The sequence below is a fragment of the Desulfurococcus amylolyticus Z-533 genome (assembly GCF_000513855.1).
GTDB classification, from domain to species: Archaea; Thermoproteota; Thermoprotei_A; order Sulfolobales; family Desulfurococcaceae; genus Desulfurococcus; species Desulfurococcus amylolyticus.
In genome coordinates, this window is record NZ_KI911318.1 from 908,739 (window position 1) to 932,911 (window position 24,173).

Here is a 24,173-nt window from a genome sequence, read left to right on the forward strand (position 1 = left end):
CCGGTAAAAAAGTATACCTTCAGGTTATCTCTCTCGTTTTCTTAGCGAGCTTTAACACTAGACCCAAGACGCCATGTTATTAGGGAGAGCAGTGGGTAGAGAACCGCTTTCTCCATGCTCCCAACATCTCCCCATAGTTTCCCATGACTGATCAACTTGCTCTATGGTACGAAGTAGGTTCCTCAATAATGTTTAATACCGGGGCCCCAGCACCTTGGAGTGTTTCAAGCACCATGCGGATCCTTTTATTATCCATAGAGAGCTCTAGAGGGATTATAGAGCTAGCCACGTAAATCTGGCTTGCCAGCACAATGCTAGCATAGAATTTAGAGTACAATCCATCTATGTTCAACGGCTTATTCCTGTGTCCCACGTATATACATATAACCCTGTCCCTACAGACATTCAGGGTTACCCATGCATTATATGCTTTCTTATCCGCTGTTACCAGTATTATCCTTTCCTCGCTTAAACCCTGTTCCACCACAGCTATTGAGGCCTCGCAAGGCTGGCTCACAGCAGGCAGATGTACTCCCTTGTAATACTGTTTGATCTCATCTATAGCTCTATTGGCAAGCAAAGCCATTATATAAGAGTACTTAGAGATTCCGGTTGTCTCGCTTGAAACCCCTGCCACTTTCCCGTTTATCTCGGCCTCAGCACAGACAGGTATATATATCCTGACACCATCGATGGGGTTCCATGGCTTCCCGTTTTTAATACTAGCCTTCAACAGTGTCATATGTAGCCCCTGGTAGAACATATTGGTGTCGGGGAGTAGGGCTATGGGTCTTCTAAGCCTCCTATACATATCTACTAGGAGGCTGTGCATCTTCCAGCCATCATAGTCTCTGGCATTCTGCCCCTCGAGCTCCCTAGCTATTAGGTCAACTGCACCAGTATATCTCTGGAACTGCATTAGTATCCTCTCAATGGATGACTTATCAGCGTCCTTGTGGAGTTCATAGACTAGTTCCGACAGTATTTTCCAGTTACTCATCATCATATTGACTGAATCCTCATCGGGTCCCTCGATCAGTTTAAGCGATATAATCTTCTTTCTCTCTCCGTTCACAGAGTTCAAAGCGTTTACCACAAGCACTGGAGAGGACTCTGAGATATCCTCCCTGAATTCACCACTTATCTTCTCCATCAACCTGACATCTATTAACTTATTCATGATTCTGGAGATATCCTCGAATATACCGCGCGTTCCCTTCCACATTATTTTACCGGAAATAGTGGCTGAGAGCGTTTTATCCCCGGTTCCACCATGCTTGGTCTCTAAAGGATGAGACTCATCATCATAGACATACACCCTATGCATCCATCTAGGGCTACTAGGATATTGCGGGAGCCCCGGTAACGGTATAGTATCCACGTAGGTATATATTATCGGGTGACTCCCTGTCTTACTAAAAACTCCTTGAAGCGTTACCGCGAATGGGCCGGTTGTGAGGGTTAAATCTATATATATTCTCCTGATTCTATCGCTAATATTATTTATAAAGTACTGAAGCCTTACGGCGTTATCGAATACGCTGTCATGCAATATGCTTTTCACATACATGTGATCCACGTATATATTTAGTTCACTGGTGAGGGCGGGTTCCTGGGAAAGCGATTGATACACGTCATCGACTAGTTCTTTCCTGGTTAAAATAATAAAGTCCAATATCCCTAGCTCCTCGCCGAGCCTATTAACTACACTGGCCACGTTCCAGGGATGAGTTAAGACAGGTATTATTGAAGCCTCCCCATTGTGAAAGCTCCTTGATCGCAGGAAATCAAGTAGTTGATCAATATATCCCTCCTCACCCATGAAACAATCAACCCTCGGTTCAAACCATTAAAGATTATTATAGCTCACGGATTAAATACTTGGAGCAATATTCTATGACACAGTAAAGGATAACCGGGTGCACACATAGAATGACCACTCTATGTGATAGAGTTAAAGCCTACATAGATAATGTCGAACAGGTGCTCCAACAAGCAACCGCTATCAGGGAGCTTGATCCAAGGCATCGATACATTATTGAGCTAGCCTGTAGCTATGCAAGCGATGCAAAGTACTATCTCGAAAAAAACGACTGCTTCACTAGTCTAGCCTGCATAGCATACGCGGAGGGTCTCCTTGACTCGCTGAGATATCAAAACATTATCTCATTCAACTGGAAGCCTCTCTCAGAACTATTGAAGAGGCCTAGGGTTCTCGTGGCAGGCAGCTTCGAGTTCCTCCACCCAGGTCATATTTACTTGCTTAAGAGGGCGTGGGAGCTTGGAGAAGTATATGTGGTTGTCTCAAGGAATAGAAACTTCACCAGGTTCAAGGGGAGAGAACCCATTATGGATGAAAAAGAGAGATTGCTGATCGTGGAAAACGTGAAATACGTGTCAAAAGCAATAATGGGTGATGAAGAGGACTTCTTAAAACCAATTGTAGAGTTGAAGCCGGATATTGTGCTTCTAGGGCCGGATCAATGGATCCAGCCAGACGAATTGAAGAGCCTCCTCGAGAAAAAGGGGCTAAGTAACGTGAGGGTTGAGAAGCTGGAGTCAAGGATAGGCGAGTGGAGCTCTAGCAGGATTATCGAGAGGATAAAAAACAAGTATTGTTAACCATTCAGAAGGCTTTCAAGGTTCCTAATTCTTTCCTCCCTCTCAGCTGACTCTGCAATAGCGTATTTACGAGCTAGTTCAGCTAATTCAACTATGTTAACTGATGGATTATACCCTATGTACTCATAATTCATCAGGGCCCTCGCGGTCTTAGCCACGATATATCCCACGTTATAGGAGTCTCTTAGGGCCTGCTCATCCCTGGTGACGTCATCTAGGTGGCTGTACGCCATACTCCATGGGATAATGTGCACACCCATACTACTCATTACTATGGCTAGATATGATATAGCCATCATTACTCCGCTGTCGAGACCTGTGGCAATGAACCCTGCGACCTTACCCTCCAACAGGCTTCTACCCTTGTGGAATATCATGTGCTCCATACTTGTCAACCTATCAATAAAGTTTTTTAGGACGCCGCTTGGGGCATACCAATATACTGGTGTAGATATTATGAATCCATGGGAGTTCAGGAGCTTCTCTGCCAGCGAGTTGAAGTCGTCATCCTTAATTACACAGGGAAACCTACAGTATTTATTACCATCCGACACGCACCCTATGCAGGGCTTTATCTTGTAGTCGTATAGGCTGATTATCTCTGGTATACCTCCAGCATCTATCACTCCTTTCGAAGCCACCACGGATAACTGCATTGAAGACCCATATTTACGCGGCGAAGCATTAATTATTAAAACTCGTGGCTTATCCTCCATGTAAACCACCTGGTTAGATCACACCATAGAGTAATGTTTAATACTTCGAACAATTATTAAAAATAAATTCCATGACAATTATTGAGACATGGCGTAAAAGATGCGGAGAGAATACCCGGGTTTCGCTATAGGGGCTGTAGGAGCAGTCTTAATCAGGGATAACAGGATACTCCTGGTTAAAAGAGGTAGCCCGCCTGCTAGAGGTAAATGGAGCCTGCCAGGTGGGATTGTAGAGCCCGGTGAGAAAATAAGTGATGCCGCTAGAAGAGAGCTGAAGGAGGAAACAGGGCTTGATGCTGAGCCCGTTGGAGTAATCTGGATTTTAAACAATATTGTGCTAGACAACTCGAGAAGAGTGAAATACCATTATATCATAGTGGATGTATTATTCAATCCTGAAAGCGTCAAGAGTGAGGCTAGGCCTGGCAGTGATGCCGTAGACGTTAAATGGTTTAGCCTCGAGGAAGCATTGGAGAGCGGGGAGGTGTCCAGGACTGTGTCAAGACTTGTGGGATATATAGTGAAGAAAGGGTTGAACTACATACCCATAGAGGGCATTGATAACATAGTCGTGGAGATCGGGGATAACATTTATCAGTCCATCTAACCGGGAAGATGTATTGAACGTTCACGAACTCTTAAATAGGTTCAATAAAATACCCGTGTAACGGTGATGTAATTGAAGACCAGGCTTATAGTTGAAACAGTGGTCTTCACCGTACTCGTTTACGCTGCAACAATAGTGCTTCAAATATACCAGCCTGCCACAGGCGGGTACTTCAACCTGGGCGAATCCATGATATATGTAGCGGCCCTCGCATCGGGACCCATAGTTGCCGGGATAGCTGGGGGAGTAGGTGCCGCATTAGCTGATCTAACCACTGGCTACCAGATTTTCGCGCCGGGCACACTGATGATAAAGCTGTTGGAGGGGCTGGTAGCAGGGTATCTTGCCAGATTACTCAGGTCGAGACACCAGAAAATCATTGGTGGGTTACTGGGCGCAGTGTACGCCTCCGTGTTCACAGGGTTCGCGTTAGTGAAGTACTCGGGCATCGTGCAGGTCGGCCTAACAGGCTTCGAGGTAAATATACCATGGTATATCTGGCTACTCATAGGCATGCTCCTGGGTTTCACGTTAATCTACTCATTATTAATGAAGTATAGTAGTATGGGTGAAGCACTGGCCCTATTAACTGGAGGCATGATAATGGTCACGGGCTACTTCATATACGAATACTTTATCTCGAACCCCTACACGGGTAGGCCACCTATAGACGCCGTTATTGAGATACCTGTGAATATAGGGCAGGCTATTACAGGTATAGTGGTGGCACTGCCGGTTGTCTCATGGCTTAGAAGAGCCGGGTATTTAAAGTAAGGTATTAATTAACACCTCGCCTAATTAACGCTTCCTAAATATCGAGTGAGCTGGAAATGATTGAGGCACATATAGAGATAGCCGGCTATATAGATGGATTCATCATTAGGGGAATAGATATCAATGTCTCCAATGGGGAAGTATTAGTTGTAACCGGGCCATCGGGAAGCGGGAAGACAACGCTAGCAAAAGCATTGACTGGGTTACTGGGTAGAAGCGGCGGCTTATTCAAGGGCTCAATACTAATTAATGGTTACCCACTTCTAGAGATACCGTTTGAGAAAATATATGAGCTGGTGACATACATACCACAGGAACCCTGGTACGCGCTAGTAGGTTACACTGTGTATGCAGAACACTGCTTTATACTCTCTCAGCTTGGATTAAAGTGTAACAGTGTATTCCTTGAAAAACTCGGGCTTGCAGGTAAGATTGATTCATTAACGATAAATCTAAGCGCTGGTGAAACTCAGAGGCTTCTATGGGCTGAGGCCCTAGCTAAGAAATCCAGTGTATTGATCCTGGATGAACCACTAGTATACCTGGATAGAGAGGCTAGGAGAATAGTGGCAGATGTGGTTAGGGATGCAAGGGATAATGGAGCCTCCATAATCATTATAGACCATGATCCATTATTCTGGAGGGAATTAGCGGGAAAGCTGCTGGTTTTAGAGAATGGGGTTACTAAATATTATGGTGAATGGGATACCGCGGTGCTCCAGCAATCCTATCAGCCAAGTAAAACTATGAGAGTTGTTAACGATGAGGTAGCCGTGGACATAGAAAACATCTGGTTTAAGTACCCTGGTGAAAAACCATTATTCAGAGGCTTATCACTCCAGGTTAAGAAGTCATTGATCACTGGTTTAACCGGGAGGAATGGCGCCGGAAAATCAACGCTCCTAAAACTCATAGCCGGGATACTGAAACCTACCAAAGGATTTATTAATAGACTCGGTACCCCAGTATACATACCTGAAAACCCCCTACTATATTTCACCAAGCCTACTCCACGTGAGGAGCTGCTCTACATGGCTAATGGTAGAGAAGAGAAGGTATTTGAAACCGCTGAGATATTCGATATCTCTAGGATACTAGACACCCCACTGGCAAGACTTAGCTCAGGGGAGAGGAGGAGGCTGGCACTGGCTTCAGCGTATCTAGGAGGTTTCGATATATACTTGATTGACGAGCCAACTGGAGGACTTGACCAAGCCAATGCATCAAGGGTGCTTGAGGTACTATTAGAGCTAGTCAACGAGGGGAGAACAGTTGTAGTAGCTACACATGATGAGAGGGTAATCAAGCTCCTTGACTATGAGTTTAGAGTGGGTTGAGACTATGGGGTTTATTAGCTGGCTTGTCTCTATTGTTTATAAAATACTCTTTCTTAAGGGTGATACAGGATTTAGGCAAGCCCACTGGGTCGTCAAGATGCTTCACTTATCTTTGACCGTGTTTATATTATTGGAGAACAATCTAAGATCATTAACCGGAATGGCTGTGCTCTCATTAATCCTGGGACTCATATCGCCGGGATATGAATGGACTATATCTATCCTAGCTCTTTCATCAGTAATCTCACTGTATATGTCTCTTACAGCCCTGATAGCATCAATCATAGGGTTCGCCCCAGTAGATGCTTCACTGATACCATTAATCGCTGTTAAAACACTTGCCCTCTCTGTGATAGTGGCTTTTGCATTCATGATTGTCTCACCACTGGAAATCTCATCACTACTTATCAAGCTTGGTGCGAGAAGAGTCGGTAATATACCATTATTGATCTGGAGGCTTATGCCTTACGGGCTCAAATCATTTACTGAAAGCCTAGCTATAGGATACGTTAAAAAAGAGAAAACATTGAATAGGATACCACCAGCTGTAGCAAGCCTGCTTGAAATAGGGGGCTTTATCGAGGAGTACTGCTTCTACAAGCTTAACACTCCTGCAAAATATCCTGTACTCCCCGTTTACTCGTTTAAGTATAGTATTATATTAGCGGTGAATGATATTATCTACTTCTTACTGTTCCTACACATTTAACATCTTCATTTCTTAAAAACACTGCAAGTAAATGATGCATCATAATTACCTCTGAAAAAGTACTCAGCACCTGTAGTCTCTTCACAGCCGCACGGCTCTTTATTCGGGACCCTCATCACTACCTATATCAATGCTTTAGGGAGCTAAATTACTTAAACCAATGGCTTTCCCCCACGCAACTCAAGGGGGTGTGCTACTGCTTGAGCCTTGCCTTCTCTAATTTTACTGAGTACGTATATTGCCTTCCTCCGTGAGAGTACCTGGTTGTTATTACCACAGTATGGACTATAGATACATCTTGGGCATCCATCATAGCAGTCGCACTTGCCCATGATTTCTAATGCTACATCCTCTGTCTCTTCCAGTCTCTTATAGAGTAGCTTAGATAAGCCACTGCCACCTATAGCTGAGTCATATATTACTATATCGCCACTAGGATAGCTTATACCGCCTAAATCTGTTAAACCGGAGCCGCATGTCACTCTCGCCGCTGAAATTAATGCATGCTCTATTGCGTGAAATGCTTCTGCACAACCCTTTATCCCTAGCTCCTCATATGCAGGGTATTTTAATAGAAGCGCCCTGGTTGAATACTGATATTTAATGGGTTTTTCAAGATCCATTGTGAATCTTGTTTCACCAGTATACATGTCTTTGACGACTACCCCGTTCACGCTTAGCTCTAATACTACTTTGGCATAAGACGCCATTATTCCTCTGCTACTCTTTCTCTCCATTAATACATCGTAGTTAACGACGTCAACAGTATATAATGGCCTGGTATATACCGTTATATTTTCCCCCGGTGTCTTAACAAGTGCTTTCTTTTCCACTAGGTTCAACGACTCAACAATATATGGTTCCCCCATGTACAGGTAGATGGCGCCGGGATATAATTCCAGGAGTGCCACAGGTAACTCCCTCGTGGCCAACGTATCTCCACTACTAGAATCAACTATCTCCACAATAGGGCCCATCCCTCTTAAACCACCCTGTGTACTTAGGAGCCTCCTAGCAGAGACAGGTATAGGTCTTATATACTCTCCAGTCTTCTTCACGATCCCCTCAGCCACTAACTCATCTATAATATTTCTCCATTCACCAGGTATGCTATCGATCCTGGCTCTCCATGATTGGAGAAGATATGCTACTAGATGCGTCTTAGCTACTTCCTCATTCGAGGGCTCTATAACGGACGGTGGAATTGACTGCGTGAAAAACCGTTCCGGGGATCTAGCATAGTATACATCTATCGGGTCGTCCCCTAGCACTGTGAAAACATAGCCTTTCCTTCGTCTACCAGCTCTACCAGCTCTCTGTAGGTACTTCGAGTATGAGGGGGGAGGCATAGCCATTACAGTAGCATCCAATGCTCCTATATCTATACCAAGCTCTAATGTAGAAGTTGCTACAACTCCATCTATTAAGCCATTTCTCAGTTTTACTTCGATATCCCTTCTTACATCAGCAGGTAGGCCGGCACGGTGAACCATAATGTTTACGTTATACCTGGTCTTAAGAATCCTTGTGAGCAACTCAGCTAGTTGCTGGCTATCAACGAAAACAATGTATTTTAAACCCCTCCTAGACAGGATGTAGCATAGATAAGCTACGACGCTCCACCTGCTTAAATAGCCTGATGAAACCAGTACATGTGTAACCATGCCCTTTCTGAACGCCTCACCCCTCACCTCAACGACTTCCTCACCAAATAATTCCTCAGCGAACTCCTTTGGGTTACCAATTGTTGCAGATGAACCTATGAATACTGGTTTCTCCCTGCTGGTTCTCTTTATTCTCTCAACAAGATGATGTATGTGGCTGCCTAGAACTCCCTCGTAGACATGTAATTCATCGAAAACCATGAACTCACTGTTCTCCACGAAGCCCCTAATATATGAGCTATACACTAACCCTATATGTAGCATATCCGGATTCGATATTATGAGTGAGGGTGGATTCAATCCTATTTTCTCTCTTTGCCTCCTGGGTGTATCTCCATCATATATGCTGAAGCCTATTATTGGGTACACAGTGTAATCAGTAAACCTATTAAGCTGATCCCTTGCAAGGGCCTTCGTTGGATATAGTATCATAGCTCTTGGATTACTCTTCCTCACATAATATATCTCCCTCAAGATAGGGAGCAGAAATGCTTCAGTTTTCCCGGTACCTGTACCAGCTGATATCACAGTGTTTTCCCTGTTTAGAATGTGACGATATGCCTCATACTGGAATTTATATAGTCTCCTAATTCCTCTACGGTGAAGAATCCTGGCTACTTCGCCGGGTAGATCTAATTCCTCTATACTTGGACCAGGCTCTGGTTCACGTGTCTCCTCCACTCTCTCATATATAACAGCTACCCCGCTCTCAGGATACCTGGATCTAAGCTCCTCATCCACCTCGTTAACCAGAGGATCCCTGAACACCAGGCCCATCCCCGTTACAAGTCAATGAATCTCTAGTTGCAGCCTCCAGTTCCCGGGAACGAAATATATATTTGTTAACAGAGACAATTATTTTTAATTAGCCTCCCAATAAAGGTGTTCCTCTTGGAGCCGATGATAGACCTAGATTACATCGTGAAAACCGGGCTGGAGCTCGGCGTGGAGTTTATCGATGTCCGCTACCAAGACTACTACTATGAATCCCTGGTTGTGGACAATGGTGTTTTAAGAGAGGCAACGGCCACTTACTCCAGTGGTATAGGTGTAAGAGTTTTAGTAAAAGGACTGATGGGTTATGCCTCAACCAATGATCTAAGTAGGAGAGGTATGAGAGAGGCCGTGGAGTCAGCTATTAAATTGGCCAGGGTACTAGGGCACCATGGGATGGAACAGGGATTACTCGAGCGCCCAGTCTACAGGGATAGGATTGTGAGTCACTATGGATTAAACCCTGAGAACGTGGATCTCTCAGAGAAGGTGGAACTATTATTCGACATGTATAAGGCTGGGAGAGGGGTACAGGGTATTTCAAGCCTCATTATTCCATACGGGTATGAGAGGGATCACAGGATATACGTCTCCAGTAGGGGAGACTACATTGATTTCACGCGGAGAATGATTGGGGTAGGGGTAAGGGCAGTGGCCAGCGTGGAGGGTAGATACGAGATGCTGTGGACAAGCGAGTCAGGTGTAGCTGGGTGGGAGTTCATTAAGTCGTTCAACTGGCTTAACTACGTTGCTGAGAACAGTAAGCTAGCCGTGGATGCAGCGAGGGCAGAGCATGTGAAACCGGGTAGATATGACATTGTGCTGGATAACGAGATTGTGGGACTAATGCTTCACGAGGCATTTGGGCATGCAAGCGAGGCAGACATAGTTGAAGCCGGTGGAAGCGTCCTCGGCGGTAGAATCGGGGAAACCGTGGCCAGCCCCCTTGTCTCAATAATTGATGATGGAAGAGTCGAGGGAGGGGTCTACGTTCCCTATGATGATGAAGGAACCCCTAAGCTTAAAACATATACGGTGAGAAATGGCGTGTTGTCATCCTTTCTCCATAGTCTTGCAACAGCGCGGGGACTCGGAGCATCTCCTACTGGTAATGCCCGCGTAATGTCTTTTAGAAACACGTTACTGGTGAGGCAGACGAACACCTATATGGAGCCCAGGGATTGGAAACCAGAGGAGATGATTAGGGATATGGGGAGGGGACTATATATCAGGGGTAAGGGTGCGATGGGAGGTGAGGTAAACCCGTTAACAGGTGCCTTCACGTTTACAAGTGGTCCAAGCTACATAGTTGAAAACGGTGAGCCTATTAAACTAGTTAAAGGAGTCATGTTAAGTGGTATAATACTTGAGACACTGAAGAACGTGGATGCCGTGGGAAAAGACCTGGTTGTTAAAACAAGCGTGTTTGGTGGATGCGGTAAGAGCGGACAGATGGTTAGGGTAGGGGATGGAGGACCACATGTCAGGGTTAGGGGATTCACTATTGGGGGTGGCTAAGCTTGCTCGAGAAGCTCTTGGAGATAGGTATTAGGAAAGGGTTGAGCGAAGTAGAGGTTTACTCCATTGAATCCAATATATTATCATTCACTGTATCAAACAATATGGTTAAGGAGGCCTCGCGTTCGAGAATAACAAATATAGGTTTAAGGGGCGCGGTTGGAAGGAAAATCGGTGGCATTACTTTAACCACGTTAAACATCGAGCCAGAAAAAGCCGTGAGTGAACTAGTTGGAATAGTTAACTCGAGCCCTGAGGACCCTTATTGGCCTGGCTTTCCTCCATTAATACGTAGAGCTAGCAGTACTACTTGCCTCGATAGAAGAATCACTGATATAAGCGATGAAGAAGCCCTCAAACTACTATTAAACACCATGGAGACTTTGAGAAGCAAGGCCATGGAGAAGCATGTTGAGAAAGCCATCGTCGTCGAGGGCTCGTTGAACCTAGGTACCCAGAAGATACGTGTTTTAAACTTGCATGGAGTCGACACTAGCTCGGAGTGCACATTTATTAGCATGTGGCTTACATTAAGCGCTGAATCACCTAGCGGCTCATCCGATAAATCAATGTTCATAGCTAAACGCGGACTCGACGAATCATATATATTGAAGCAGGCTGAAGAAGCAGGTGAGCTGGCAACGTTATTCACTAATGCAGGATTAGTGGAAAGCGGCGTCTACGATTTAATACTGGCTCCAGAAGCAGCTGGATTAATCATCTCCACCGTGTTGGCACCGGCTTTCTCAGCCTTAAACATTCTTGAGTCAAGGAGCCCATTGAAGGATAAAACAGGTAAGCAGGTTGCATCGCAACAGGTATCTATAATAGATGACCCATTGATACCCCTGGAACTAGGTAGTAGGAGTTTCGATGATGAAGGTGTAGGCACATATAGTAAAATAGTGGTTGATAAAGGAGTGTTCAAGCAACCATTGCACTCGTATTATACAGCATCTAGGATGAGTACCGAGACTACTGGAAACGGGTTCAGGCGTTCACCCGGTAGCCCGGTGCAACCGGGTGTTACCAACCTTATACTTCAGCCGGTTAGGGGTGATTTAAACAGCTTCATTAATGAAGCTGGGAGAGCGCTAGTGGTTTACGAGATGATCGGGTATTGGATGAGTAACCCAGTCAACGGCGTCGTGAAGGCCACAGTGAGCCATGGATTGCTAGTTGAAAAAGGTAGGATTATTCAACCAGTTAAAGGAGTAGTAATCACTGGTAACATCTACGAGTGGCTGAACAACGGTCTTGCAGGTGTTGGAGGAGACCTAGCTGTGAATAACGGGGTTGGCTCCCCAAGCCTATGGATCCACGGGGTTAATGTGGCTGGGAGGTAAGGTGGTTACTCGGCATGCCTTAACCTAAGTATTTCACCACTTGACAATCTATGGCTGCCTGATTCGTTTTCAATGATCAGCTCTCCATACTCTGTCACATCCTTTGCGATCCCCTGTATTTCACCACTGCTTGTCATAGCTATGACTTTTCTACCTAGTGTGGAGAGATGCTCCATATACTCCATCCTCAACTCATCTGGCCTACCGGCTAATCTATCCAACCTGCCAATCCACCCGGAGAGATAGGAGAGGATCCTGTTACGCGGTATCAGGTGTCCCACTATGTTCTTAATGCTCTCAGCCACTTCAAGCGGGGGGTCATTATTAACGTTTATGCCTATCCCGATATAGGTGACCATTACTGACTCCTTGTACTCGCCCTCCAGGAGTATCCCAGCGATCTTTTTATCCCCAAATATTATGTCGTTAGGCCACTTGATTTCAACATTTATACCGAGTTTATCTCTTAGCATCCTGACTAGGAGGACTGGTATCGCTATTGAAAGAACCTGTGTTACCTGGGGTGTGGTATTAATCTTGAACGTGATCCATAATCCTCCGAGATTCCCTATCCATGTCTTTCCATGTCTTCCTCTACCCTGTGTCTGCATCTCTGATACAACTATACTCCATGGTGGCATCTGTTTCGCTGAAGTCATCGTGGATCCTGTTATAATTCTATATAGGTAGTTCCAACCCCATGGTTTTAATCTACGTGGATTATCACCCGGGCTCCATGAAACCCTGGATCTCGCGGTCTCCATTAAGTAATACCTGGATAACTCGTTAATCATGCTGATTAATTCATCCTGTTGTACACCTATCTCTCTCACCACTTCGGAGATAGGTATCTCGTCGTGCTCGGAGAGAATTCTCACCAGTTCAAGCTTTAATGCGAGCTCGCTACTCATTTACTTCTCCTCCTCTAATAGTTTAATCTTCTCAACGACTTTATCAATGTTAAGCATGTTAGGGAGATCCGGGTAGTATTTCCTCAAAAATTCATAGAGGTTTACCACAGGCGCGTTTCTCTTACCTGTCGATAACTCTACTAACCCCTCCCTCCATAGTTTTGAGAGGAGTCCTAACAATAGGTTCCGAGCATTCTCCATTTCAACGGCCGCCTCATATTCTCTCTTCATATACCTGATTACTAGACCGGGGTTCTCAGAATACTTCTCCAATACACCCCGATCCTTCCTAACTATTGGACAGGCTAAGCTTATCCCGTAGTCAGCTGTTGCCAGTATATACCTACCCCTCTCATCTATATTGTATTTAACGTGACGGGGTACATAGGGATAGCTCCTACATATCAGCGGCTTGTATACATCGTGTATCAGGCACCTAACCCCGCTTAAGAAAACGCATCTACCGTTGTTGAGCTCCATTATATAGCTGAAAGCTATATTCAAACCCGAGATCTCATCGTAAACCGTGTATCCTGGTTGACTCTTATAAGGTAGATCGAGTACCCCAGCTATGATTTCAAGCACCACGTCTTCATGGGGCAGTATGGAGACGGGTGAAAATGTGCAGCACAGTCCGCAAGCCGGGCACTTGAATACAGGTATTTCCTCCTCCATAATACATCTCATCCCGGCTAGGCGGTGGCATAATACCCTGGTAGCCTCTCACTGTAAAGCATCTTTATTCTCTCCACTCCTCCTATACTTTCAATTATCTCCACGACTGGTGGCGGAACTAATTGTTTCCACAGGGGGTCATTATTTAGTATTAGTCGTCTAATGGTTGAACCACTATATGTATCCCTCTCCTTGAGGGGCGGGGTAATCACCACATACCCCTCCTCCATGAAGAGCCTCTGTATTATCGGGTTTAATGTGATCACGGATTTAAATGGAGGACTGTATTGTCTAACAAAGTGTATGGCTGCCCTATTCACCTCGAGTGTGGGAAGAGTAACCGTTATATACCTTGATAAATCATGTCCAGCCCATTTAAGTGATTCCCTAATCATAAGTATTCTCTCACCAGCTGTAAACGGGTTCTCAGGTGTATGGCTTTGACTAGCCATCCCAACCACTATTATGGTTTCATCATAGTTTCTATAACAGTACTCTACAGCGTTTAAGTGGCCGTAATGGAATGGCTGAAACCTCGCTATTATAAGGCATCTCCCAGTATCCATCGAAGACACCTTTTCACGATCAATTAACCCCTATCAGGTATCTTAATTTAAAAACCCTCCTAAATCAATAGGGATACTATGAGGCATTATAACGATTATTAGTGCTATGCCTGCAAGTATGATGATAATGCCTGCCTTAGCCATTTCATAGCTCTTGAAGTAGCCGTGGGAGTACGTTATAGCGTTTGGGGGTGTATTTACTGGGAGCAGGAAGGCGTAGCACGAGGCAAGCCCAGCTGCTACTGTAACCACCGTGCTTGTCCTGGGGTCCATACCCAGCGTCTTTGCCACGCTAATGGCAAGTGGAACCATTGTTGCACTAGTTGCTGTTATGCTACATATTACAGCAATGCTCAGAACCGATATAGCTGCAATTATTACTGAGACGAGGCTCTGTGGATAGGCCTGAAGCGGGCTCTTCAGAGAGTCGGCGATTAACTTGAGAATATCCGTCTCCCTGAGTCCCTCGCCGAGAGCGAGTCCGCCTGCTACGAGGAACACTACTCCCCAGTCCAGTTCACTTATCTGCTTAGCCTCTAGGACGCCAATGCCAGGCATGAAGAATAGCATTATTACCAGCAGCGAGGCCGCGTAGGTCCAGTCAAGTACCCACTGCTGTCCGCTTAGCAGCAAAACTGCGAGCGGCTCAATGAGCCAGAGTATGACTGCAAGCGCCATCAACGCTATGGTCCTCTTTTACACCAGCGTAAGGGGGCCCCATGCTCCTGAGCTCTCTTTCAATTGCCTCCCTGTTCACTGTCTTGGCCTCCCGCTCAAGCGGGTAGAGCAATAGGAGAACTCTCCAGGCAGTTAGAGTCAGTGCAAGCACTATTGGAACCCCCATATCATCCACTTTACAAAGCTTATCCTGATTCCCAAGGAGCTCTCAATATTTCCAATCGTTATTGGCACGGGCGGCGTGCCCACAGGCGTTCCTATACCACCTATTGTTGCTGCATATGCGATGCCTATCATTAAGGCCTTACCAAGGTTGCTCTCCCCTGACTTAGCACCCACCATGCTGAGAATGCTTACTGCGACGGGGGTCATGAGGGCCGCTGCAGCTGTGTTTGACATCAACATCGATATAAGGGCTGTTGCAAGCATCATTCCAAGCACTACCATATGCACCCTGACTCAAACTAGGGAGAGCACTTTGAGTCCCAGGAGCTTGTCGAGCTTATGTGTGGAGAGCGCGGCAGATATCACGAGGCCGGCTATGATGAGTATGTTCACCTTACTTGCTATGAAGGACACGGACTTGGAGAAGGGAAAGATGCCGTATAGCGTGAGCAACAACATTACTATGAGGCCCGTTACTGGTATTGGAACGCACTCCGTAGACCAGTACACGAGTGCCAGTAGGGCTATCCCCAGCATCACCATACCTCTCTGATCCAGCCCACCTATGGGCAATGCCGACGCCACTAAATGAGCTGTCATGAGCGTTAACACAGCTATAAGGAGCTTTAATCTGGTATTCATGACACTAAACCCCACATTACTCCTTCATGTAGGCTAGTACAAATGAATTGGAAGCAGGAGTATGAAAAGATTGTGGTCCCCTGTAGGCCACCCCGGCTTCAGCTCAATAGCCATCTCCTCGATTAGGAGAGTATGAAGCTTAGTGAGGCGCTGAAGTTGAGCTTCAACATGATTGTGATGCATGAACAGGTACGGATAACTACAGGTTTGCCGTAATCAGGCTTAGCAGAATCGGGTTGGACTTCGTAGTCATTGACAACGACCCATTAGCGGTGCTTCTAATGGTGGAGGACCCCTACAAGGCCATTAAGTAGCCGCACGAGCCAATAAGAGAAGTGCCAGTAGTATACAGTGACCCCCCTCTTTGCCCTAGAGGGATGAGGGTTTCCTTTAGGGAGTTCATCGGTTTCCTCTATCTATTCTGGTTTGTATTTCCATCTAGGGGGTGAGGCAAGCAATTAGAAGTATTTATAGGTAATTACAGGTATTTACCAGACTCGAACCCAGACTGCTTCACAGTGGGTGGAAGCCGTGGATATATAGCTATGGATTCTTCCTCTCGTTGCTACTACTCTTCAACTTATTAATATGCCTTGTTAAAGCCTCGACAATTCTCTTGGAGACCTCGACCTCCCCGCTGACCATGCATTGCTCGATTAGGTTTGCCCTATACTTCTTATACTCCTCCTGTGTTAGCCTGCCCTCTGTAAGCATTATGTTTACGCGTGAAACACAGTCTTTTTCAAGGCTCCGGGTCCATGGTGTTACAATATATATGTATGGGTATCGTGGATCCACCTGCTTCACCTCAACGAGGCCCTTCAACTCAGCTGCTATAACAAGGTCCCTAACCTTCTCGAGCTCGTTTTCCTCGAATATGAAGCAATTATATCTTGAAAAAGCCCTCGCCATGCGTTCAGCCAGGACAATTATATCACTCACTTCTCATCACCTAAATGGGTCTTGGAGACAGGTATATTCAGCGTCTCGATAAATATTCTCGCAAGCCAGGCGTAGACCGGGCTCCCCACTCCCCGTCTGGCAACACCGTTAAGGTATTTAGCCCTATATACTAGTTCACCCCTGTGATTGTAAATGCTAATATATCCTTTAATCCTTCCCATATAGTTTTTCACGAACCAGCCATATATAGCGAAATCTCCATGTGTAAGAGTGATCTTAATGGATTTAGCTGAGCCCTTGACATATGTGGGTCTAGCCTCGGTTTCCTCAATAATATTCTCCCTCCCAGGCTTTACCACCCCTATACCCCTCCTATATATTAGCAGAGTGCTTGAAGCGGCATGCTTACCGCTCCTACTTCTAGAGTTCTCTATTTTAAAATACCCTATGCTACTCATCTAGATCACACGTTACCTCTTCTCATACACATAGAGGAGGCTTTTCTCCTTGAACTCTATAACCGGGTTCTCGGCCTCCACTATGAGGCTCCATGGCTGGTCATGGAGCTGCCTGTTTATTCTAACAACCAGGTTACTTAAGACTACTTGTTTAACACCCTCGTAAACCCTCGACTCCTCTAGTAATCCTTCACTATTATACTTGCTCACCTCTACAACATATTCATCGGTTTTGAAATACATGTTGATTATCAGCCTAGTCATTTACACTAGCCCCCGTTACATTGTGAGTTTGAATCTCGAGTAATCAATACCCGTGGCAGACTTATATGCTTCCTCAATACTCCTCCTATACTCATCCATGTTTATCCTGAGCAGGCTCTCCAAGACATCCCCAATGGTCTTAGAGGCTATGGATTCTGCTTCAACCCTGTACTTACCTCTTCTCACGTAGGCCCTGAATATCACTGCCAGAGGCAGCTCTCCCTCTAGTAGATTTATCTCTTGCCCCACGACTATCTGTCTGCCCAGTATTTTACCGGTGTAAACCACAACCCCGGGTATGCTGTTTTCTCCACCAGGGTACAGAAGGGTCTTGGGCACCGGTGATACATCGAGTACGTCAACCCATACATCTTCCTCTGTAACCCCTATTCCACTAAGCTTTCTAGATAATTCTTCCGTGAGAGCGGATACAACTTTACTCCTCCACTCCCTGTTAAAGATTAATTTAAGTATTTCACTAATGAACCTCGGTCCTCCGTATCCGTTTAACACGTAGTCTCCGCCGACACGCCTCCACTCAGGCTTCCTCTCGATAAGCATCAACCTGGCTAGACGCCCGGTTTCGGACTCCTCCCTTAAAGCCTTACCTAGGAGGATATTGTATACGTATACATCGGTTAACTCGAGGAAGTCCTCGATCCTTCCCTTGGATATAGCGATCACTCTTTCCACGAGCCCGTATTCCTCATCAAGTCTCTCTAGGAGCGTGTCGAGTATTTTATCGAAGGCTCTGCAAACACTGTGATAGTATACGTGCTCATACATGCTTGCCTTGGCAATCATGTATTGCTTAAACTCTCCTAGACCAGTTCTATCTAGGATGGGTTTGAAGCCGCCTCCCTCTATGAGGGGGTAGGTGTTCCTGTAGAGCCTCTCATGACTTATATAACCATACTCGCTTGTACCAGCATAATAGCTATCCCTCCTGAGGAAGTCGACTATATCGGTTGGATACAATCCATCCTTGATAACCCACCTATACATCCTGATAAGCGGTGGGCCATCATAATTATCCTTCAGTAGCTTCTTTAAGACATCGTTTAAACCGTTTAAACCATACTTCTCTTCTAGTTTAATGAGTGCATCCTCTAAGACTAGCTCCACTAGCTTGAGTCCTATCCTCTCATGATTCGCTAACTCACTGGGCATCGTCCTCCTCCATAGAACAGAGTGCTCGAAGGAGTGGCCGAAGGCTGCATGCCCTACATCGTGGAGTAGCCCGGCTAGTCTACTGGCCTCTATTAGTGTGGCAGGAGAGTAGTCTTCTAATGCTTCCCTTCCATAAATAGACACGAGCTTCCATGTTAAATCCTCTGCAACCAACCCGCTTAGATGCATTACACCGAGGCTATGCTGGAACCTGGTGTGAACAGCGCCAGGGTAAACAAGGTGGGCTGTCTGCAACTGCATTATGTAGCGGAGTCTCTGGAGTAGGCTACTATTAATAATCTGTTCCTCGATTTCCCTGTTGAAGTAAACGAAGCCGTATATAGGGTCGCTCACCATTTTCCATGTAAATAACTCCATGAAACCACTATGAGGCTGCATTAAATAATCACCGCTTAAACACTGGATGGATTACCAGATGAAAAACTGGAGTAGAGTGGGGGTAACCTGGTTTCCATTTATGTCTTTTTGGCAATCCAGCCTTCCAGCACCCTCTCAACGAGGCCCTCTTTCCTTAAATCATGGAGCCTAGCCCTCACAGTATTATAGTTCATCCCGGTTAACCTGCTTATCTCCTTAGGCATTAACGGCTTATCCTGTTTGCTTAGAAACTCTAATAGCTTCTCCTTAACGGTTTTCTGCTCGCTCAAATCAATCACCCTAGATTAATTGATCACCATTGAGATATTTAAAGACTTAATTAGCTATAGATCTGACCTCCTTCCCGCCCTAAAGAGCGAGGGTTCTCGCAGGGATTTTTGAGGCTACATCCCCGTTAGGGTTCAACCCCGCGCCTGGTCTTAGGCGCGTTACCCCTACCCCGCTTAACGCGGGGCTCGGGGCTACGGGCTTCTTACTAGATAATATATTGAATGCTCCAACTAGGTCTGCATTGAATACTTTATCGTGCCTGAAGCACTTGAGCATCTCTCTCCATATCCTGATGATCTATATGCATCTTACATAACGAGCATGTTGTCGAGGCATATTCTCCACTTATCTCCTCGACTACCGTTTGTCCCTAGAGGGCTGTTCTGTGCTTTTTAGGGTCATTTAGGGTCGCCTCTAGGGACATCCGCCTCGCCCACAGGTCACGTGCTATCACCGTGGGTTCATTGGCGGCGGTCGAGCCCAACGGCACGGGGCTCCCATCTAGGTTGAGGCCCGCGGGGCTTGGAGCACCGCTCCCACCGCCCCGCAGGGCTCTGAGGAGCAAGTTCCACACAGCTACCACGTCTCTGTGCCAGTACTCGCCCCGCCATAAATGGCGAGGCTTTCAGCTGTAAATAATATCCTGGTTAGTTACTCAATATGTGATTCAAGTGATTTAGCCGTATATACACAGCTTTCGCCAGGGCTCCGGGCATGCTTCTCCTCGGTGGCCACCACTCTTTTACCCAGTAGCCCACCTAGATAGCCCTCTATTATTCCAAGGGTTATCTGCGGCATGGCGGATAAGCTGGCTTCTGATAAGGCTGAGCACTCCCAGTTATCTACTACTTCTATAACATAGTTAATGTAGTCCTCAGTGTATGCTCTAACCCTGGATGCAAGCCCCATTGCATTATATATGGCCTCAAAGAACCTCAATCCCTGTTTAACGTATTCTTCGAAACCACCTACATCCTCGATCCTCATGTTCCACCGCTTAAACAAGTGTCTACCAATCCCTTTACCCATATTTCTCAAAGCATTTTGGATATGGCTCTCCAAGCCAGGCGTGGATGATAGATACATGTACATCTCTCGGAAGCCTTCACGAAGTGATCCATGAGTAAACACGTGGGCCTTTGCATCTATGAAATACAGCACTATATTCCTGGGGAAGATATAGATGTTAAACGCGGAGAGGTATTCAACCGATGAAATAATATCCTTTAAATCTCTCCTTAAAGCCTCAGCAAGCTCCCTGCCACAGGCTTCATCACAATCCTCTACAAGGATAAATAGTCTAGCTTTATCCATGTCACTAGTGACAATGCCCGGTGTAGTAATATTAGCTATACTATACCCCCTTGAAAGTATTAACTCGCTTATCCTAGCAACAACGCCCTTACCGTTTCTAACCACGAGGTCAAGCAGCGTGAATGGCTTATCCCTGAGGAGGAACCCGGTTGGAATATAAATATTTCTTAAAGCATCCCCACCTACTTTGTCACCTACTTTAGTACCACCGAAAAGCCGGCGTAGAATAATATAACACCCCCGCAATTCATTAACACTGTAATCCACATAATAATAATTAGCACACGGGATTAAAAAAACATCCCCATTCCTCCAAAAAGGCATCGGAAGCCGTGCCTGCGTTGTTTATAGGCACAAGTAGCCCTGATCACCCCTTAGCTCTTCGTCCACAGGGTCTGCTCTAGACCAGGAGTAGATCCTCCTCACTAGTCTAAGCATGAGCCTTCTGCTCAGCAAGCTTCTCCGCCGCGATCATCTCTGGATCCCCAGGTATTTATTAATAGGGGTCTTCACGACTCCGGGATTCCCAGGCTTCTAATGGGATTTTTGTCTATGAATAAAGTGCTATGGCTATTGAAGTGGGTTCGACTCCTTCGTTCCTTCCTTTCTTCGCCACCAGCCCCTTGCTCTTGAGCTTCGTGAGAGTGTTCCTCACGGTTTTCTCTTTGACTCCGAGCTCTCTGGCTAGTTCTACTACTGTGACACCGGGTTTCTCGAGGACGAGCTTTAATACTCTCTGCTCTAGGTTCGATAGCTTGCCTCGGTTTAATAGGTTCTCGTAAAGGCTGTGATCTATGAGAACTCTCTCCTCCCTCGCTCTCCGGCTCGTAATATATTTTGAAAGGCCTCCCTGAGACCAGGACTGCGACTTCCAGCATATGGCTGAGTATTCTTAGCCCAGCTCCGAGGAGAAGTATTAGCTCCCCCTCATGTTTACCCAGCTCTTTCCTCACCTCTGCTATAGACTCGTAGAACCTAGAGCAGTCCACTTCTAAGAGGCCCGGCTCCGGAAGGTCCTGTCTGCTACACGAGGCCTTCAAGCCGTCGAAAGCCCTTCTAACACCACCTACGAGAGGCTTGCAGGAGACCACAAGGAGCCTGTCCAGCCTAGAAGCCCTCAACTGTATTAGCGCCCTGATCAAGATATCCTCATGGAAGCCCAGGGGAGACAAGAAGACTCTAGGCATAGGCAATAACCTAGAGTAAAAATATCCCAACCAGGCTTAAAAATCCCAAGCATGCCATGGGAATAAAAGAAAACTGAAGCAGGGAGGCAGGATGATCACAACTGTCAATCAAGCCATCACAGAATTCAAGAACTAGAACAACATAAAACAACCCAGCAGACACAATCCCAGGATTCAAAGGGAATTCACCGAGCCAATACACGAGGCACGATCACTGATCAACCCAACATGACAACCATAAATCAACATCAACACAAAACATTTAAAACCCAAGACACCAAAAGAATAAACATGAATACATCAAAGATCAAAAATAGAATACAATAGAAAGAATTGAAAGCACGTCGTAGGCGTTCACGACTACCGTTACGGATCCGGACGAGGCGAGAATACAATAGAAAGAATTGAAAGTACGCATTCATCGAGTTGAGTTTCAAGGATTTCATCTGGGATAAGAATACAATAGAAAGAATTGAAAGAAGGCCGACAAGGAGGAGGGCGTCGTCGTTTACCCACACGTACGAATACAATAGGAAGAATTGAAAGCATTCCAGCATCCTGTCCACTCTACCTACAAAGGTGAATACAATAGAAAGAATTGAAAGTCGGGTCTCCGCGAGCTCCACGAGACGGCAGGTCGATCTTGCTGAGAATACAATAGGAAGAATTGAAAGTATTGTAGAATCTCAAGAGATCTCTACGCTCCTTGAAGAACTCTAGAATACAATAGGAAGAATTGAAAGTACTGGCCCGTGTCAACGGTGAGTCTCACGTAGTCGCCAGCGTTGAATACAATAGAAAGAATTGAAAGCTTACTGAGCCAACACTAACACTACCAATGTAGACACTACCATAGAATACAATAGAAAGAATTGAAAGCCTCAGTATAGCCAAGCTGGGCTAGCTTTTCCTTAAACGTCTCGAATACAATAGAAAGAATTGAAAGCGTTCACTCATAACTAGTAAAGCCCTGTTCCCATTACGATCGAATACAATAGAAAGAATTGAAAGACTGGGGGAGGCGGGGGCGATAGCATTGAAATCCCAAAGAGGAATACAATAGAAAGAATTGAAAGTAACTTTAAAGTTAAACTTTACCATAAACCCACTTTTACATTTGAATACAATAGAAAGAATTGAAAGGCTCCCTCACCATTCCTGATCGCATCTGCTATTGAAACGAATACAATAGAAAGAATTGAAAGTATCACCACCTCACCACCGTGGCTATCAAATTCTGTCTCCCAGAATACAATAGAAAGAATTGAAAGAAGAAATACAGCCTTGATATGTGGAAAAAAGACATGCTTGAGAGAATACAATAGAAAGAATTGAAAGTATAGTAATTACTACGGAAACGTTGGTATCTGTTTCTATGAGAATACAATAGAAAGAATTGAAAGTTTATATAGATAACTGTGTACCTCTGCTTTGTAGTAGCATCCGTGAAGAATACAATAGAAAGAATTGAAAGCGGCTTGAGTCTCAATTTGTTGATTCTCCAATTTCTCTAAGTATGAATACAATAGAAAGAATTGAAAGGCTGAGTCAGCATGTTCACGAACTCATCCCTCGAGATGCGGAATACAATAGAAAGAATTGAAAGGACTCATACACTAGCGCTAAGTGAGAGACGTCGCACGCTAGAATACAATAGAAAGAATTGAAAGACTCATACTACCTCACTCGGACTCTGGGGCTGTCTCTGGGGCGAAGAATACAATAGAAAGAATTGAAAGCAATTATACTAATTAAGAGTACCCGAGCCTGGGTTTATAAATCCGAATACAATAGAAAGAATTGAAAGTATCCGCGCCTGAGGGTATTCTATCGATGCCTTTCTCCAACAGAATACAATAGAAAGAATTGAAAGATTGAACAACCCGCCCCCACCGACTACGGGACCGAAGTATTCAGAATACAATAGAAAGAATTGAAAGGTAGCTCCCTGTCCACCAGATATATGTAATGCTGTGGATCTAGAATACAATAGAAAGAATTGAAAGCTCATTGATCACACCCTATCGGGGTGAACGAGCTGTCTTCTGAATACAATAGAAAGAATTGAAGAAAATAACCCCGATCGCAACCATTATTTTTTAGCCCCCGAATACAATAGAAAGAATTGAAAGTCCGCTAAACCTGGTGGAAGTGGATGAGTGATGACGGTGAACGTGACAATAGTCACGTACTCGATGATAAAATACTAGAATGTATGAGTGTCTACGGATTATACATATGTAAAGGCGACGTGGTACAGGTATTTCCACGTAGTAGATCGCTGGCAAGCGTCATTGGGAGGGTCAAGGCGTTAACGTCATCATCAATAGTGCTGGAGAACGATGAAAACACGGTAGCTATACGCATTAGCGAAATCAAGATGATCCGCATAGCCAAGTTTAAACGCATATGATTTTTTACTCAATCGAATACAATAGAAAGAATTGAAGAGATAGGGTTGTGGGGAGGGGTCAGCTCTATTTCTTTTAAATATTTGTTTAAGA

General features: G+C 45.3%; 23 protein-coding genes, 1 pseudogene and 1 CRISPR repeat array. Of the genes and pseudogenes, 8 read left to right on the top strand and 16 right to left on the bottom strand.

Annotated elements, in window-relative coordinates:
• Positions 1 to 151: 151 nt before the first annotated feature.
• Positions 152 to 1,822, bottom strand: a complete 1,671-nt coding sequence (locus SPHMEL_RS04680) for a hypothetical protein (RefSeq protein WP_042667552.1) — start codon at positions 1,820 to 1,822, stop codon at positions 152 to 154.
• A gap of 110 nt (positions 1,823 to 1,932) precedes the next feature.
• Between SPHMEL_RS04680 and SPHMEL_RS04685 the strand changes: the two genes are divergently transcribed.
• Positions 1,933 to 2,622 (top strand): DUF357 domain-containing protein, encoded by a 690-nt coding sequence (locus SPHMEL_RS04685; protein ID WP_012608415.1) that lies wholly within the window; start codon positions 1,933 to 1,935, stop codon positions 2,620 to 2,622.
• Here SPHMEL_RS04685 and SPHMEL_RS04690 read toward each other — a convergent pair.
• Positions 2,619 to 3,338, bottom strand: coding sequence for a flavodoxin family protein (locus SPHMEL_RS04690; protein WP_042667553.1), 720 nt, complete (start codon positions 3,336 to 3,338; stop codon positions 2,619 to 2,621). The two genes, SPHMEL_RS04685 and SPHMEL_RS04690, sit on opposite strands and share 4 nt — an antisense overlap.
• A 100-nt stretch (positions 3,339 to 3,438) precedes the next feature.
• On the opposite strand from SPHMEL_RS04690, the gene SPHMEL_RS04695 reads away from it, so the two are divergent.
• From SPHMEL_RS04695 to SPHMEL_RS04710, 4 genes are all read left to right on the top strand, one after another.
• On the top strand, positions 3,439 to 3,945 hold the full coding sequence (locus tag SPHMEL_RS04695; protein ID WP_042667554.1) for an NUDIX hydrolase: 507 nt from the start codon (positions 3,439 to 3,441) through the stop codon (positions 3,943 to 3,945).
• A 72-nt stretch (positions 3,946 to 4,017) separates the two neighbouring features.
• Positions 4,018 to 4,719, top strand: coding sequence for an ECF transporter S component (locus SPHMEL_RS04700; protein WP_042667555.1), 702 nt, complete (start codon positions 4,018 to 4,020; stop codon positions 4,717 to 4,719).
• 56 nt (positions 4,720 to 4,775) lie between these two features.
• The gene (locus tag SPHMEL_RS04705) at positions 4,776 to 6,056 is read left to right on the top strand and encodes an ATP-binding cassette domain-containing protein (RefSeq protein ID WP_042667556.1); all 1,281 of its coding nucleotides are present in this window, start codon (positions 4,776 to 4,778) and stop codon (positions 6,054 to 6,056) included.
• Between the two features lie 4 nt (positions 6,057 to 6,060).
• On the top strand, positions 6,061 to 6,765 hold the full coding sequence (locus SPHMEL_RS04710) for a hypothetical protein (protein WP_232216764.1): 705 nt from the start codon (positions 6,061 to 6,063) through the stop codon (positions 6,763 to 6,765).
• Between the two features lie 152 nt (positions 6,766 to 6,917).
• Here the strand turns inward: SPHMEL_RS04710 and SPHMEL_RS04715 are convergent, their stop codons facing one another.
• Positions 6,918 to 9,206: a DEAD/DEAH box helicase gene (locus SPHMEL_RS04715; RefSeq protein ID WP_198011721.1), complete on the bottom strand. Its 2,289-nt coding sequence runs from the start codon at positions 9,204 to 9,206 to the stop codon at positions 6,918 to 6,920.
• 123 nt (positions 9,207 to 9,329) lie between these two features.
• On the opposite strand from SPHMEL_RS04715, the gene SPHMEL_RS04720 reads away from it, so the two are divergent.
• On the top strand, positions 9,330 to 10,721 hold the full coding sequence (locus SPHMEL_RS04720) for a TldD/PmbA family protein (RefSeq protein WP_042667955.1): 1,392 nt from the start codon (positions 9,330 to 9,332) through the stop codon (positions 10,719 to 10,721).
• 2 nt (positions 10,722 to 10,723) lie between these two features.
• On the top strand, positions 10,724 to 12,067 hold the full coding sequence (locus SPHMEL_RS04725; protein ID WP_042667557.1) for a TldD/PmbA family protein: 1,344 nt from the start codon (positions 10,724 to 10,726) through the stop codon (positions 12,065 to 12,067).
• A 5-nt stretch (positions 12,068 to 12,072) separates the two neighbouring features.
• Here the strand turns inward: SPHMEL_RS04725 and SPHMEL_RS04730 are convergent, their stop codons facing one another.
• From SPHMEL_RS04730 to SPHMEL_RS07695, 13 genes and pseudogenes are all read right to left on the bottom strand, one after another.
• Positions 12,073 to 12,978, bottom strand: coding sequence for a biotin--[acetyl-CoA-carboxylase] ligase (locus tag SPHMEL_RS04730; protein ID WP_042667558.1), 906 nt, complete (start codon positions 12,976 to 12,978; stop codon positions 12,073 to 12,075).
• A complete protein-coding gene (locus SPHMEL_RS04735) occupies positions 12,979 to 13,653 on the bottom strand; it encodes a YkgJ family cysteine cluster protein (protein ID WP_042667559.1) in 675 nt (224 codons plus the stop codon).
• Positions 13,654 to 13,670: 17 nt separating this feature from the next.
• A complete protein-coding gene (locus SPHMEL_RS04740; RefSeq protein WP_042667560.1) occupies positions 13,671 to 14,219 on the bottom strand; it encodes a nicotinamide-nucleotide adenylyltransferase in 549 nt (182 codons plus the stop codon).
• 42 nt (positions 14,220 to 14,261) lie between these two features.
• A pseudogene (locus tag SPHMEL_RS07635) lies at positions 14,262 to 15,344 on the bottom strand (SLC13 family permease).
• Positions 15,345 to 15,356: 12 nt separating this feature from the next.
• Positions 15,357 to 15,704 (bottom strand): transporter permease, encoded by a 348-nt coding sequence (locus SPHMEL_RS07640; RefSeq protein ID WP_338084904.1) that lies wholly within the window; start codon positions 15,702 to 15,704, stop codon positions 15,357 to 15,359.
• A 543-nt stretch (positions 15,705 to 16,247) separates the two neighbouring features.
• On the bottom strand, positions 16,248 to 16,646 hold the full coding sequence (locus SPHMEL_RS04750) for a hypothetical protein (protein WP_042667561.1): 399 nt from the start codon (positions 16,644 to 16,646) through the stop codon (positions 16,248 to 16,250).
• Positions 16,643 to 17,065 carry a hypothetical protein gene (locus tag SPHMEL_RS04755; RefSeq protein WP_042667562.1) on the bottom strand — a complete coding sequence of 141 codons (423 nt, stop codon included), beginning with the start codon at positions 17,063 to 17,065 and terminating at the stop codon, positions 16,643 to 16,645. Before SPHMEL_RS04755 ends, SPHMEL_RS04750 begins: the two co-directional genes overlap by 4 nt.
• Before the next feature lie 12 nt (positions 17,066 to 17,077).
• The gene (locus tag SPHMEL_RS04760; RefSeq protein WP_042667563.1) at positions 17,078 to 17,329 is read right to left on the bottom strand and encodes a hypothetical protein; all 252 of its coding nucleotides are present in this window, start codon (positions 17,327 to 17,329) and stop codon (positions 17,078 to 17,080) included.
• A gap of 15 nt (positions 17,330 to 17,344) precedes the next feature.
• Complete coding sequence (locus SPHMEL_RS04765) at positions 17,345 to 18,898, bottom strand: HD domain-containing protein (RefSeq protein ID WP_012608432.1); 1,554 nt, start codon at positions 18,896 to 18,898, stop codon at positions 17,345 to 17,347.
• Positions 18,899 to 18,975: 77 nt separating this feature from the next.
• Positions 18,976 to 19,176 (bottom strand): helix-turn-helix domain-containing protein, encoded by a 201-nt coding sequence (locus SPHMEL_RS04770; RefSeq protein WP_420865879.1) that lies wholly within the window; start codon positions 19,174 to 19,176, stop codon positions 18,976 to 18,978.
• Between the two features lie 70 nt (positions 19,177 to 19,246).
• Positions 19,247 to 19,444 (bottom strand): hypothetical protein, encoded by a 198-nt coding sequence (locus SPHMEL_RS04775; RefSeq protein WP_042667565.1) that lies wholly within the window; start codon positions 19,442 to 19,444, stop codon positions 19,247 to 19,249.
• Positions 19,445 to 19,819: 375 nt separating this feature from the next.
• A complete protein-coding gene (locus SPHMEL_RS04785; RefSeq protein ID WP_232216766.1) occupies positions 19,820 to 20,728 on the bottom strand; it encodes an ACT domain-containing protein in 909 nt (302 codons plus the stop codon).
• Between the two features lie 263 nt (positions 20,729 to 20,991).
• Positions 20,992 to 21,669, bottom strand: coding sequence for a hypothetical protein (locus SPHMEL_RS07695; protein WP_477174906.1), 678 nt, complete (start codon positions 21,667 to 21,669; stop codon positions 20,992 to 20,994).
• Positions 21,670 to 21,985: 316 nt separating this feature from the next.
• Positions 21,986 to 23,801: a CRISPR direct-repeat array (repeat unit 24 nt; unit sequence GAATACAATAGAAAGAATTGAAAG).
• 23 nt (positions 23,802 to 23,824) lie between these two features.
• On the opposite strand from SPHMEL_RS07695, the gene SPHMEL_RS04795 reads away from it, so the two are divergent.
• On the top strand, positions 23,825 to 24,082 hold the full coding sequence (locus SPHMEL_RS04795; RefSeq protein ID WP_042667568.1) for a hypothetical protein: 258 nt from the start codon (positions 23,825 to 23,827) through the stop codon (positions 24,080 to 24,082).
• Positions 24,083 to 24,173 lie beyond the last annotated feature (91 nt).

Bases quoted from the DNA above. Each gene is read 5' to 3' on its own strand.
- SPHMEL_RS04680 (WP_042667552.1), bottom strand. From the start codon at position 1,822: ATGGGTGAGGAGGGATATATTGATCAACTACTTGATTTCCTGCGATCA.
- SPHMEL_RS04685 (WP_012608415.1), top strand. From the start codon at position 1,933: ATGACCACTCTATGTGATAGAGTTAAAGCCTACATAGATAATGTCGAA.
- SPHMEL_RS04690 (WP_042667553.1), bottom strand. From the start codon at position 3,338: ATGGAGGATAAGCCACGAGTTTTAATAATTAATGCTTCGCCGCGTAAA.
- SPHMEL_RS04695 (WP_042667554.1), top strand. From the start codon at position 3,439: ATGCGGAGAGAATACCCGGGTTTCGCTATAGGGGCTGTAGGAGCAGTC.
- SPHMEL_RS04705 (WP_042667556.1), top strand. From the start codon at position 4,776: ATGATTGAGGCACATATAGAGATAGCCGGCTATATAGATGGATTCATC.
- SPHMEL_RS04710 (WP_232216764.1), top strand. From the start codon at position 6,061: ATGGGGTTTATTAGCTGGCTTGTCTCTATTGTTTATAAAATACTCTTT.
- SPHMEL_RS04715 (WP_198011721.1), bottom strand. From the start codon at position 9,206: ATGGGCCTGGTGTTCAGGGATCCTCTGGTTAACGAGGTGGATGAGGAG.
- SPHMEL_RS04720 (WP_042667955.1), top strand. From the start codon at position 9,330: ATGATAGACCTAGATTACATCGTGAAAACCGGGCTGGAGCTCGGCGTG.
- SPHMEL_RS04730 (WP_042667558.1), bottom strand. From the start codon at position 12,978: ATGAGTAGCGAGCTCGCATTAAAGCTTGAACTGGTGAGAATTCTCTCC.
- SPHMEL_RS04735 (WP_042667559.1), bottom strand. From the start codon at position 13,653: ATGGAGGAGGAAATACCTGTATTCAAGTGCCCGGCTTGCGGACTGTGC.
- SPHMEL_RS04740 (WP_042667560.1), bottom strand. From the start codon at position 14,219: ATGGATACTGGGAGATGCCTTATAATAGCGAGGTTTCAGCCATTCCAT.
- SPHMEL_RS07640 (WP_338084904.1), bottom strand. From the start codon at position 15,704: ATGAATACCAGATTAAAGCTCCTTATAGCTGTGTTAACGCTCATGACA.
- SPHMEL_RS04755 (WP_042667562.1), bottom strand. From the start codon at position 17,065: ATGAGTAGCATAGGGTATTTTAAAATAGAGAACTCTAGAAGTAGGAGC.
- SPHMEL_RS04760 (WP_042667563.1), bottom strand. From the start codon at position 17,329: ATGACTAGGCTGATAATCAACATGTATTTCAAAACCGATGAATATGTT.
- SPHMEL_RS04765 (WP_012608432.1), bottom strand. From the start codon at position 18,898: ATGCAGCCTCATAGTGGTTTCATGGAGTTATTTACATGGAAAATGGTG.
- SPHMEL_RS04775 (WP_042667565.1), bottom strand. From the start codon at position 19,444: ATGCTCAAGTGCTTCAGGCACGATAAAGTATTCAATGCAGACCTAGTT.
- SPHMEL_RS07695 (WP_477174906.1), bottom strand. From the start codon at position 21,669: ATGCCTAGAGTCTTCTTGTCTCCCCTGGGCTTCCATGAGGATATCTTG.
- SPHMEL_RS04795 (WP_042667568.1), top strand. From the start codon at position 23,825: ATGAGTGATGACGGTGAACGTGACAATAGTCACGTACTCGATGATAAA.